5 protein-coding genes are annotated in these 13,662 nt (G+C 35.1%); 1 reads left to right on the top strand and 4 read right to left on the bottom strand.

Features of this window, described 5'->3' with window-relative positions; genetic code table 11:
* Window positions 1–162: 162 nt before the first annotated feature.
* The 4 genes from AC4BBR_RS00370 to AC4BBR_RS00355 all read right to left on the bottom strand — a co-directional run bounded on the left by AC4BBR_RS00370 (window position 163) and on the right by AC4BBR_RS00355 (window position 12,492).
* Window positions 163–837, bottom strand: a complete 675-nt coding sequence (locus AC4BBR_RS00370; RefSeq protein ID WP_490460635.1) for a winged helix-turn-helix domain-containing protein — start codon at window positions 835–837, stop codon at window positions 163–165.
* 156 nt (window positions 838–993) lie between these two features.
* Complete coding sequence (locus tag AC4BBR_RS00365; RefSeq protein WP_490460634.1) at window positions 994–2,121, bottom strand: tyrosine-type recombinase/integrase; 1,128 nt, start codon at window positions 2,119–2,121, stop codon at window positions 994–996.
* Window positions 2,122–2,603: 482 nt separating this feature from the next.
* Window positions 2,604–11,723, bottom strand: coding sequence for a VaFE repeat-containing surface-anchored protein (locus tag AC4BBR_RS00360; RefSeq protein ID WP_490460633.1), 9,120 nt, complete (start codon window positions 11,721–11,723; stop codon window positions 2,604–2,606).
* 79 nt (window positions 11,724–11,802) lie between these two features.
* A complete protein-coding gene (locus AC4BBR_RS00355; protein ID WP_490460632.1) occupies window positions 11,803–12,492 on the bottom strand; it encodes a winged helix-turn-helix domain-containing protein in 690 nt (229 codons plus the stop codon).
* 401 nt (window positions 12,493–12,893) lie between these two features.
* Between AC4BBR_RS00355 and AC4BBR_RS00350 the strand changes: the two genes are divergently transcribed.
* A complete protein-coding gene (locus AC4BBR_RS00350) occupies window positions 12,894–13,643 on the top strand; it encodes a LytR/AlgR family response regulator transcription factor (RefSeq protein WP_490460631.1) in 750 nt (249 codons plus the stop codon).
* Window positions 13,644–13,662 lie beyond the last annotated feature (19 nt).

Genomic DNA, 13,662 nt, shown 5'->3' with positions numbered 1-13,662 from the left:
CTGACTTAAATAGAGTATCCATAGTAGTAAAAGTATTCCTTGTACAAAATAGAAATACATCAAGATATTCTTCTTTATTGCACCTTCTTTATTCATTATCTCAATCCTTTATTTATATATTTATTTTGAAAAATTTGCCTACGTTATCTTCACATCTATTCCCTAAAGAAAAAGTACATACCCAATTGAGCGAATGGTCTTCAAGTAACGCGGCTTGGTGTTGTTTTTTTCTATTTTATTCCGTATACGAAAAACTAGATTTGCTAATCTATATTGGTGATTTTCGGTCGCTTCTGACCATAAAAGCAAGCACAGCTCATCATATGTTCCTCTTCCTCCTGTCCTACTTTTCAAATAATTGATTAATTTGAATTCTAACGGTGTTAGCGAAATCTCTGGTTCATTATCTATACTTACAGATAAATTTTGTTCATTTAACTGAAAACCGTTTTGCATACTCGGTAATTTGCTTTTTTGATTTTTTCGAACTTGAAGCAAATTAGATAGAATCACTTCAAACTCTTCAGGATTTACTTGTGCATCAAAAACCATTGTTGCACCCAACTGCAAGTATATCGATCGCTCAACAGAGCTACTTTCTTTCAACAACACGAATACCAAAGGAATCTCATCACTTTTAATAATACAAAGTAATTCACAAATTTCGCTAATCAAGTCTTTCTTTACTTGGTCTGTATAATCAAAAATGATTACATCTAGGACTGACTTCGCTACTAATTCTTCTTTGTTTAACAAAAAAAAGTTGTACTCGCTTTGCTTGAGAGCATCTATATATAGTGTCTGTTTTCTAGGAGGATAAACCCCAATCTTTACCATTGCATTCGTCCTTCTTTCAACCATTATTTATTTTTGATATACTAAATAGAGGGAGCACTTATCTCAATTTTCTCAGAATTACCCCTTCTGAGAAAACACTTTTTTATGTACTACTGTGCAACACTTTCTATATTAGTTGACGCTGTTTTTGACGCTTTAAAAATCAGTTTCATCCTCTAGATCCAGCTGGGCATCAATAATTGACATGGCATTTTCTCTTGTTTTCCATAAAGAATTAGTATAAGTATCTAACGTTAATTTAATTGATTGATGACCCAACAAACTACTCAATGTAGCAACATCGATTCCTTTCTCGATGCAACGTGTTGCAAACGTATGCCTCAATGAATGGAAATGAATAGGTGCTATTTCAGCTTGTGATACTATTTTTTTAAACCAATAATTAATCAGTCTTGGTTCTGCAAATGACTTTTTGTAATTGACGACATACTCACTTATTGATTCTTCTTTTCTACTAATCAAATAAGCTAATAAGTTTTTCGCAATAGGTATTTTCCGTATAGAATTTTGAGATTTTGGAGAATCAAAAATAATTTCTGTTTTTTTCGCTTTTCCACTGACGGATACACGCTGAACCGTTCGAACGATTTGTATTGTTTGGTTTTCTAAATCAATATCTGCCCAAGTTAAGCCGCTAATTTCTCCGATTCTAAGCCCCGTATACAAAGCAATGATGACTGGGAAACCTTGATCATTTTGCAAAGCGACTTGCTCCAATTTTCTTTGATCTTCTAATGATAGTATCGTGATATCCTTCTTTCGAATGGTGGGCAAGCTAATCCCATTACATGGATTTTCTAAAATAGCATTCTCAAAAAGCGCTCTATTCATCGCACTTTTTAAAATCGTTAGTACGTTATGAATAGTCGCCACACTTAAGCCTTTGTCTGCTAAATAAATTAATAAATCTGATATGTCATTTTTTCTTATCTGAGCTAATTTTTTCTTCCCAAGATATGGTAATACATGCTTTTTCATTTTTGTCTGATAAGATGCATGAGTAGATTGCTTGATTGTGCGAATAATTAAATGGTTTAACCAATGATCCGTCCATTCTTCTAGAGTCCCTTGGAAAATAGAAGTATCTTGCATCGGCAGAATATACTCTGCTTTTAACTTCTCTAACTCACGCTTTACTTCCCGATATTTATAACCGTAAATATATCCGTAAACAAGTCTTCCTTGTTCATTTCTATTTTTTCTATAGCGCCCTTCCCAGCGTCCATCTTTTCTTTTGTAAATATTCTCACCTTTTCTAGCCATAATAATGATCCTCCTCAATTTTGACGTTAAATTTGACGGCTAAAAAAGAAAAATTAATTTATTTATATGTTTTTCATTGTGATAAACACATGTAAAGATGAAAAAAATAAAAAAATTTTTCATTTTTTATAGACTTTTCACATTTTTTATATTAAACTTTATTCAAATGATCATTTTTTATAAAAAATATGAGTGATTTCGGAATTTTTTCATTCTCAGAAGGGGTAATTCTGAGAAAACCACTATATGCTATACCTTCTTAAAATAAGTTTATAAAACGTTATAATCTAGTCAATATAATTAACGGGTCTGATATATATATCAGACCCGTTAATCACTTTAATGAACTCTACATCTGTAAAAACTAATAAGATGTAAAATGATAGTAAGGTGAATATTTTCATTTAGGACTTATCAATAGGATCAATACTTGTCATTTAACTTCTTAGGTTTAAATGAGTTCCTACTTTTGACTAGCATCATTACATGCTATTTTGTCTTTTCTTACGAAGATAAAATAATGTGCTCAATACTAAAAGAATTACTCCTAAAATCGTACCTCCAATTGAATAAATGTAACCTGTTTTAGGTAGAATTCCTGATTTATTTTCTGGTTGATCAGGCGTTTCAGGTGTAGGCACTTCAACAAATTTAACCGTTTGATCTAAATCATCAATGTCTTCGTGCGTTATAACTGTCTTGCCATTACGAGATAGTACTTCATAAATTACTACCTCTTTTCCTTCCAGTTCACGCGCATCTAAATCAAAGAGTACTTCCACTACTTCCGTTGAGTCTTTGGATGTAAACGTAGTTTTTCCATGCACTTCCTTACCATTTACGAGAAGAGGTTGTCCTGTTGATTTATCCATCAATGTACCATCCATTGTATATTCTTTACCTGGGACTAAATCTGAACAATCAATAGTATCAACAAGGTGATTTCTTTCCTCTGGCATAATATCTTTATTCCCTGCTTGGTCGGCAGCCAATGATTTCATCTTAGGTATCAAGAATTTCACGGTTTGCGATGGGTCATTAAGATCTGCATGGGTAGTAACTTCACGACCATCCGCATATAGATTTTCAAATGCTACGACTTCTTTTCCTGCTAAATCTTTGGCTTTGAAGGTAAAGAGAACTTCGACTTCACCCGTTGCTTTTTCGGCAGTAAATGTTGTTTCGGCTTCGACTTTTTCACCATCGATCAATAGCGGTTCTTTTGTTTCTTTATCCATTAGAATTCCTTTAACTGTGTATTCACGGCCTGGTGTTAAGTTCTCATAATAAACCGTGTCAACTAAGGTAATTTCTTCTTCTGGACTTGGTGTTTGTGTTTCTGTTTCTTGATCTTTTAATTCTGTTTTGATTTCTGGTACTTTGATCGATATCGTTTGACCTTTGTCTTTGATATCTTCATGGTTTACCACTTCATGCCCTTTGCGGATTAGTTTTTCAAAAACTACTAATTCCTGTCCATATAAATCACTGGCATCAAAGGTGAATAAGACTTCCACTGTACCGTCTGCTTTTTCTGGTGTGAAGATTGTTTCGCCTAGTACTTCCTCATCTTTTACAATCAGAGGTTCTCCTGTGGCTTTATCCATCATTTTCCCTTTAAGAGTGTATTCTTTTCCAGGGATTAAATCTTTATACGTCACCACATCAACGACGGTTAAATCTCTATCACCATTTAATTCTTTGTCCCCATTTTTACCTGTTGCACTGGTTCCAATTTCTGGTGTTAAGAATTTCACCGTTTGCGATGGATCATCGATATCCGCATGAGTCGTTAGTTCACGACCATCCGCATATAGGTTTTCAAAAGCTACGACTTCTTTACCTGCTAAACCTTTGGCTTTGAAGGTAAAGAGAACTTCAACTTCACCTGTTGATTTTTCAGCAGTAAATGTTGTTTCGGCTTCAACTTTTTTATCATCGATCAATAGTGGTTCGTTAGTTGCTTTGTCCATTAGAATACCTTTAACTGTATATTCACGGCCTGGTGTTAAGTTCTCATAATAAACCGTGTCAACTAAGGTAATTTCTTCTTCTGGACTTGGTGTTTGTGTTTCTGTTTCTTGATCTTTTAATTCTGTTTTGATTTCTGGTACTTTGATCGATATCGTTTGACCTTTGTCTTTGATATCTTCATGGTTTACCACTTCATGCCCTTTGCGGATTAGTTTTTCAAAAACTACTAATTCCTGTCCATATAAATCACTGGCATCAAAGGTGAATAAGACTTCCACTGTACCGTCTGCTTTTTCTGGTGTGAAGATTGTTTCGCCTAGTACTTCCTCATCTTTTACAATCAGAGGTTCTCCTGTGGCTTTATCCATCATTTTCCCTTTAAGAGTGTATTCTTTTCCAGGGATTAAATCTTTATACGTCACCACATCAACGACGGTTAAATCTCTATCACCATTTAATTCTTTGTCCCCATTTTTACCTGTTGCACTGGTTCCAATTTCTGGTGTTAAGAATTTCACCGTTTGCGATGGATCATCGATATCCGCATGAGTCGTTAGTTCACGACCATCCGCATATAGGTTTTCAAAAGCTACGACTTCTTTACCTGCTAAACCTTTGGCTTTGAAGGTAAAGAGAACTTCAACTTCACCTGTTGATTTTTCAGCAGTAAATGTTGTTTCGGCTTCAACTTTTTTATCATCGATCAATAGTGGTTCGTTAGTTGCTTTGTCCATTAGAATACCTTTAACTGTATATTCACGGCCAGGCGTTAAGTTTTCGTAACGAACCGTGTCAACTAAGGTAATTTCTTCTTCTGGACTTGGTGTTTGTGTTTCTGTTTCTTGATCTTTTAATTCTGTTTTGATTTCTGGTACTTTGATTGATATCGTTTGACCTTCATCGTTGATATCTTCATGGTTTACTACTTCATGCCCTTTGCGGATTAGTTTTTCAAAGACAACAAGCTCTTGTCCATATAAATCACTAGCATCAAAGGTGATTAAGACTTCCACTGTACCATTAGCTTTTTCTGGTGTGAAGGTTGTTTCGCCAAGTACTTCTTTCTCTTTAACAATCAGAGGTTTACCTGTGGCTTTATCCATCATTTTCCCTTTAAGAGTGTATTCTTTTCCAGGGATTAAATCTTTATACGTTACCACATCAACGACGGTTAAATCTCTATCACCATTTAATTCTTTGTCCCCATTTTTACCTGTTGCACTGGTTCCAATTTCTGGTGTTAAGAATTTCACCGTTTGCGATGGATCATCGATATCCGCATGAGTCGTTAGTTCACGACCATCCGCATATAGGTTTTCAAAAGCTACGACTTCTTTTCCAGCCAAATCTTTGGCTTTGAAGGTAAACAGTACATCGACAGTTCCTGTTGCTTTTTCAGCAATAAATGTTGTTTCAGCTTCAACTTTTTTACCATCGATCAATAGTGGCTCTTTTGTTTCTTTATCCATTAGGATACCTTTAACAGTATATTCACGGCCAGGCGTTAAGTTTTCGTAACGAACCGTGTCAACTAAGGTGATTTCTTCTTCTGGACTTGGTGTTTGTGTTGCTGTTTCTTGATCTTTTAATTCTGTTTTGATTTCTGGTACTTTGATTGATATCGTTTGACCTTCATCGTTGATATCTTCATGGTTTACTACTTCATGCCCTTTGCGGATTAGTTTTTCAAAGACAACAAGCTCTTGTCCATATAAATCACTAGCATCAAAGGTGATTAAGACTTCCACTGTACCATTAGCTTTTTCTGGTGTGAAGGTTGTTTCGCCAAGTACTTCTTTCTCTTTAACAATCAGAGGTTTACCTGTGGCTTTATCCATCATTTTCCCTTTAAGAGTGTATTCTTTTCCAGGGATTAAATCTTTATACGTTACCACATCAACGACGGTTAAATCTCTATCACCATTTAATTCTTTGTCCCCATTTTTACCTGTTGCACTGGTTCCAATTTTGGGTGTCAAGAATTTCACGGTTTGTGAAGGGTCGTTTATATCTGTATGAGTTGTTAGTTCACGACCATCCGCATATAGGTTTTCAAAAGCTACGACTTCTTTTCCAGCCAAATCTTTGGCTTTGAAGGTAAACAGTACATCGACAGTTCCTGTTGCTTTTTCAGCAATAAATGTTGTTTCAGCTTCAACTTTTTTACCATCGATCAATAGTGGCTCTTTTGTTTCTTTATCCATTAGGATACCTTTAACAGTGTATTCCTGACCTGGTACTAAGTGCTCGTAATGTACCGTGTCTGCTAAGGTAATTTCTTCTTCCGGACTTGGTGTTTGCGTTTGTGTTTCTTTATCGGTAAGTGTTGTCCCAATTTTAGGATCGACTACTTCAATTGTTTGATCTTTGTCTTTAATATCGCGATGTTCTGCAATGACTAAATCTTTTAACTTAAGTGTCTCAAAAACAACAATGTCTTTTCCTTTAAGATCTGAAACGTCAATTTTAAACTCTATTTCAATATTTCCATTTGTAGCTTCTGGACGAAATTGTTTCGTAGCAGTCACTGTTTCACCATTAACAAGTAATGGTTCATTTGTTGCCTTATCCATCAAAATACCTTCGATGTCATATGTTTGTGTTTTATCAAGATTGGTATAAAGGACTTTATCAATAATTGTAATTGGTCCAGGCAATACTTGACCCAATCCAGATTCTTTCCCTCTGGCTACAGTTCCAATAGAAGGTTCTACAAAGGAAACGGTTTGTGTTTTACTATTAATATCTGTGTGTTCAGCAATTGTTTTACCCGTTTCGTCTGTCAAAACTTCATAAACAACGGTACTTTGACCTTTTAAATTACTTGCATTAAAGTCATCTAATTTGACGGTCACTGAACCACTTGATTTCTCAGGTGTAAATGTCATTTTTCCTTGTGTTAGTTCTGTTTTACCTGTTGCTTTGTCTACTAATTTAGCGGATAATGTATATTTTTCACCTGGATTTAAATTTGTATAGTCTACTTTATCGCTGATGCTTACCACTTCATGCGGGTGTAGACCTTCTTGCTCACCAGAACTTGTTTCAAACGCTGCAGTTTCAAGTGCTGGTGAAACAAATTTGATTGTTTGATCCGCATCGTTAATATCAACGTGCGTCGCAACAACTTTATTCGTTGAAAGATCAATCAATTTCTCAAAAACAGTGACTTGTTGTCCTTGTAGGTCTCTTGCATCAAATGCAGCTAAATCAACTGTTTCTTCACCATCTTCTTTCGTTACAGTAAATTCTTTGGACCCAGTTGTCAGGACTTTCTCATCTTTCGTCACTAACTCAGCTTCTAAACGGTATTTTTGACCTGGCGTTAATTCTTTATATTGCACACGGTCACTTATTTTCACTGCTTGTCCTGGATAAAGCTCTTTGTTATTTGTTGCTGTTTCAAAAGCGACTGTTTCAATCGCTGGCTTATAATCACGTTTATTCTCAACAGTCTCTAGTGTTAATGTTGTTGTATCACTTACGATTTCAAAATCAATTGGGTCACCATTAGTGATAAGGTAGCCTGTTGGCGCTTTTGTTTCTACAAAATAATAGTCTCCAAATGGTAACCCGTCTACTTTTACTTCTCCTGTACCTGGCTGACTTGTATAAACACCTAGCGCTTTAGCACGATTTAATGCTATGTCATTGCTAGTATTAAATCCTATATGTCCTCCATAATTCGGTGCAAGTGTTGGCGTTTGAAGAGTTGGTAAAGCGAATCTTGCTTCGTTGGACTTTCCTTCATACAATGTGAATTCTGCCCCAGGTAATACATTTTTCGTATCTACATCAATTTTTTTGAACGTCACGCCACCTTTTGGAATAGTAAATTCAACCGTTTGATCTTCATCATTTAAATCTTCATGTGTTGCTACAACTTTATTCGTTGAGAGGTCAATTAATTTTTCAAATACAACTACTTCTTGTCCTCGTAACGTACGTGCATCAAATGTGCTTAAGTCAACTTTCTCTTCACCATCTGAATTTATCGCAGTAAAGTCTTTCTGACCGCTAGAGATTGTTGACACGCCATCTTTTGTTAGTAGCTTCGCTTCTAATCGGTAGCTTCTCCCTGGAGTCAGTTCTTCATAAGTGACACGATCGCTGATACGTACATTTTGCGATGGATATAGCAGTTGATTATCATTTGTGTTTGCCTCAAAAGCAAATGTTTCAATTTGCGGATTGTAATCACGATGATTTTCTTTTTTTAATTCAAGCATTGTATCCGAATCATTTATAGTGAAGTCAATCGGTGTGCTGTCTTTAATATAACCAGACGGTGCCACTGTTTCCACAAAATGATAGTCTCCGTAAGTTAAATCGTCTACTTGCAATTGACCCTCACGGTTTGTCGTATATGTTCCAATTTTTTCTCCAGGATTTGATGATTTTCCTCTAAATAAAGTAAACTTGGCATCAGCTAATGCTGTATTGGGATGATCATAATCTACTTTTTTAAGCTGTACGCTTCCTACTGGGTCTGGGATACGTGTGTTCTCTTTTTCTAGTTCAATGACTTCATCTGAATCATCAATATTGAAATTGATTGGAGTGGCATCTAGTTCGTATCCTTCAGGCGCTTTTGTTTCTACAAAATGATAGTCTCCGTAGGTTAAGTTATCTACTCGGATTTGACCATCTCTATCCGTCTTGTAAGTGTCCACTTTCCCTTGTGGATTGCTTGATTTCCCTTTGTATAAGGTGAACTCTGCACCAGATAGCGTCTTATTGCTATTTTCGCTATCTACTTTTTCTAATTCCACACTTCCTACTGGATCTGGCGTGCGGGTATTTTCTTTTTCTACTTTGACAACTTTATCTGAATCACTGATCTTGAAATTGATTGGAGTGGCATCTAATTCGTATCCTTCGGGCGCTTTTGTTTCTACAAAATGATAGTCTCCGTAGGTTAAGTTATCTACTCGGATTTGACCATCTCTATCCGTCTTGTAAGTGTCCACTTTCCCTTGTGGATTGCTTGATTTCCCTTTGTATAAGGTGAACTCTGCACCAGATAGCGTCTTATTGCTATTTTCGCTATCTACTTTTTCTAATTCCACACTTCCTACTGGATCTGGCGTGCGGGTATTTTCTTTTTCTACTTTGACAACTTTATCTGAATCACTGATGTTGAAATTGATTGGAGTGGCATCTAATTCGTATCCTTCGGGCGCTTTTGTTTCTACAAAATGATAGTCTCCATAGGTTAAGTTATCTACTCGGATTTGACCATCTCTATCCGTCTTGTAGGTGTCCACTTTCCCTTGCGAATTATTTGATTTTCCTCGGTATAAGGTAAACTCTGCACCAGATAACGTTGTATTGTTATTTTCGCTATCTACTTTTTCTAATTCCACACTTCCTACTGGGTCTGGCGTGCGGGTATTTTCTTTTTCTACTTTGACAACTTTATCTGAATCACTGATGTTGAAATTGATTGGGGTTGCATCTAATTCATATCCTTCGGGCGCTTTTGTTTCTACAAAATGATAGTCTCCGTAGGTTAAGTTATCTACTCGGATTTGACCATCTTTATCCGTCTTGTAGGTGTCCACTTTCCCTTGCGAATTATTTGATTTTCCTCGGTATAAGGTAAACTCTGCACCAGATAACGTTGTATTGTTATTTTCGCTATCTACTTTTTCTAATTCCACACTTCCTACTGGGTCTGGCGTGCGGGTATTTTCTTTTTCTACTTTGACAACTTTATCTGAATCACTGATGTTGAAATTGATTGGGGTTGCATCTAATTCATATCCTTCGGGGGCTTTTGTTTCTACAAAATGATAGTCTCCGTAGGTTAAGTTATCTACTCGGATTTGACCATCTCTATCCGTCTTGTAGGTGTCCACTTTCCCTTGTGGATTGCTTGATTTCCCTTTGTATAAGGTGAACTCTGCACCAGATAACGTTGTATTGTTATTTTCGCTATCTACTTTTTCTAATTCCACACTTCCTACTGGGTCTGGCGTGCGGGTATTTTCTTTTTCTACTTTGACAACTTTATCTGAATCACTGATCTTGAAATTGATTGGGGTTGCATCTAATTCATATCCTTCAGGCGCTTTTGTTTCTACAAAATGATAGTCTCCGTAGGTTAAGTTATCTACTCGGATTTGACCATCTCTATCCGTCTTGTAAGTGTCCACTTTCCCTTGTGGATTGCTTGATTTCCCTTTGTATAAGGTGAACTCTGCACCAGATAGCGTCTTATTGCTATTTTCGCTATCTACTTTTTCTAATTCCACACTTCCTACTGGGTCTTCTTCTCGTTCATTTATAATGGGTATGCTAAGTTCTTTCATTCCTTTAGAATTGAGTACAAATTGATACGGCTCTTCTAAAAGATTATATCCTTCTGGCGCTTGCGTTTCTCGCAGTTCATAGGTACCAAACTTTAACTTGTCATAGCTAATACGACCATTGGTATCTGATTTGAGATCTGAAGCAATTTTCGTTTCATTGCCATTAGATGCAATTCGAAACAGATCAAATGCAGCTCCAGCTAGAGCATTACCGTCTGTATCTTGTTTTACTACTGTGAATCCAGCTTGCTCTCCTTCAGAACCAGCTGTACCCCCTTCGATACGTATATTTTGTGAAGTTGATTTTTCATAATCGGTTCCCTCTATACTTGCTTTATTAAGAAAATCTACTTGTTCAGAATCAGTGATTCTGGTGCTATACCTTACCTGACGACCTGCACCATCGGTAATATCCGGTAGTGAACACTCAAATTTTCCAGTAGATTGATCATAAGATTCAACTTTCGCAATTCTACCCAGATCATTCCCCAACGTGATAGTTGCTTTCCATCCATATGCTTGCCTCACTATTATCGCTTCTCTATCTGCTTCCGTTAACTCTAAACCAGGTCCTAATTCATCATATACGCGTATATTGTGCATATCTTCGTAGAAATCTGGATAAACAGGATCAGAACTTTTTAATGGTGGGAAGAACGTAACTCTCCACTCTATAATTCCGTTACCTTTATAAAAGGCTTGTTTATGACTAGAATTTCCATATGGTGGCTTTGGGTTAGGATTACTTCCTCCACCAGAACCAGGTTTTTCTGGTTTAATCGGAATAATCGTTGTACCACCTTCTGTTTCAAATTCAATATTTATTTCTTCACCAGGTTCTACGGAACTCGAAAAGGACACAAAGAATTCAAAATGACCGTTCACATTAGAATGCGTTTCTACATAATCTGTAAACGTTACAACATATTGTTGCCCGCCTTTTGTTGTTGCTGCACCTGTTGCAACCAAATTTCCATTACCATCTCGAAATTCAAGAGGGTCATTTTGAGCCGTTTGTAATTCTTTTGGAAGCTGTACTTCCATTTTATCCCCAGCCGTTACATCATCTTCATAAGCTGTTGGGATCGCAAATTCATATCTAACTTTAAAGCTTTTATCTGTAGGAATAGATGAAATACTGTTCCCATTGCCATCTGTCATTTTGACATTTGTGATAAATTGATTTCCCCAATTTTGATTGTTTGCGGCTTTTAAATCCTGTCCTAAGACTACTCTTATTGGAAATTGACCAATTAATATAATCACTAATAGTAAATACGTAGTAATTTTATTTTTTTTTGTTGCTAGCTTCATTTTTTACCTCTTTCTATACTTTTACCAAAATAACATCCATTTGCCTTGTCGATCATCAAAAATTATTTTTACCTATTGCTTATTCACAAAAAATATAGCCAATTGTTCGAATCGTTTTTAAATATTTTGGGTTTATAGGATCTTTTTCTATCTTGTTACGTATTAGAAAGACCAAGTTTGCAATTCGATGGCGGCTATTTTCTATTTCTTCTCCCCACAATATTTGGTAAATTTCCTCATACGTACTTCCTAGTTGTTTCTTTTGCATTAAATGATCAATCAGTTTGTATTCTAAAGGCGTTAACAGTACTTCCCGATCATCGCCTAGATGAATAGATAACTTGTGTTTATTCAAATAGACACCATCACTACCTTCTTTCCCCTCTGTTTCTTGTTGCCTTTGATTTTCTTTCTTGTGAATTAAGTTGGATACAATTAAAGCAAATTCATTAGGATCTGTCTCTTGATCAAACACCATTGTTGCGCCAAATTCTAAGTAAATCAGTCGCTCAATTTTTGTACTTTGTTTTAGTAAGACAAACACAAAAGGTATGTGACTATTTTGAATAGATCTAAGCAATGCACAAATTTGCCCAATCGATTCCTCATTTTTTTCATCTGAAGAATCAAGAATCACTGCTTTAAAATTTGAAATTTGTTCTTTTTTTATTTCTTTTTCTAACGAGAAAAAAGAAAACTTATTTTCTTCAAATGGTTCTGTATATACCGAACAAGAATTTTTTGAAGAGTATAATCCAATATTTATCATTTTTTTCTCCTTTCATTTTTACTTATACATACTATACTTAAAAAAAAAAACGCAAGATGAACATTAAAACGATTACATTTCACATTAGCGATTTTTATTTATTTATTCTACATTATAATGATACATATAAAAACAATTCGAACTGCGCTTTACCCAAAAAGAAAAAATATTAATACGTTATAGTAAATAGATAAAAAGATAAAAATAGGGAATAATTGATCCTTATCGGACTTCCTACGTCTTTTTTGAGCATTCTCTCTTTTACGAATTTTCCAAATAAAATACAAATAATATGAATAAAAATTTTTCTTAATTTATAAGTATTTCTTCTGAAGAAAATAGACTTTCTTTTCCAAATAAGGAAAAGAAAGGTACAATTGATGTATTGGGGGGACAATCACATGAACATTACTATTCGTGTTTATTTAATTGATGATGAATTTGTATACAAAAAAAGACTTCAGAAAATTATTGAGTCTTTTTCATTATTTAAGGGAGCTCTTTCATTAGAAGTGATTCCGGTTGATGAACAGGACTCTTTTTTTCTTACACTAGATACTTTTGAATTCAATGACAATGATGTTTTTCTCATTGACATCGATTTAAAAACTTATTATTCAGGGATCGACATTGCAAAAAAAATTAGACAGTACAATCAACAATGCTTTATTCTTTTCTTAACAAATTTAGATAACAAAGGAATTGAAATTATTAACGAGCAAATCAATGCTAAAACTTATCTTATAAAAGGAACGATTATGGATGCCCGTATTATAGAAGAACTTTTTTATTCTATTAAGAATGAAGTTCTTCATCGTGTTCAAGACAAAGATAGTTATGCTTCCTTTAAAAAATTTGGGGAAATTATATTCGTAAAGTATCAGGATATTCTCTACATAAAGTCGATGCCGGGAATAAGAAACACTATTATCATTCGCACGGAAAATTCAGAACAAATCGTTGAAGGAACTATTAACAGACTAAAAGAATCGATAGACGCTCTCTATTTGTACACTGAATTAAAATCGTATATTATCAATTTAAATCGTATTGTTTCTTTGGACCGTGCCACGGGTTTAGCTACATTTGATGACAACAGTGAACTTGAATTAGGAAAACGAATCATAGATAAATTAAAAAAAGCATTATAATTATTTTAAGATTAAGAGG

This window comes from Enterococcus sp. AMC1251, assembly GCF_058216535.1.
This window is presented reverse-complemented; position numbering and strand designations above follow the sequence as displayed.

What these genes read in the sequence shown, in the direction of transcription:
- AC4BBR_RS00355 (WP_490460632.1), bottom strand. Translation starts at nt 12,492, where the DNA reads ATGATAAATATTGGATTATACTCTTCAAAAAATTCTTGTTCGGTATAT.
- AC4BBR_RS00370 (WP_490460635.1), bottom strand. Translation starts at nt 837, where the DNA reads ATGGTAAAGATTGGGGTTTATCCTCCTAGAAAACAGACACTATATATA.
- AC4BBR_RS00365 (WP_490460634.1), bottom strand. Translation starts at nt 2,121, where the DNA reads ATGGCTAGAAAAGGTGAGAATATTTACAAAAGAAAAGATGGACGCTGG.
- AC4BBR_RS00360 (WP_490460633.1), bottom strand. Translation starts at nt 11,723, where the DNA reads ATGAAGCTAGCAACAAAAAAAAATAAAATTACTACGTATTTACTATTA.
- AC4BBR_RS00350 (WP_490460631.1), top strand. Translation starts at nt 12,894, where the DNA reads ATGAACATTACTATTCGTGTTTATTTAATTGATGATGAATTTGTATAC.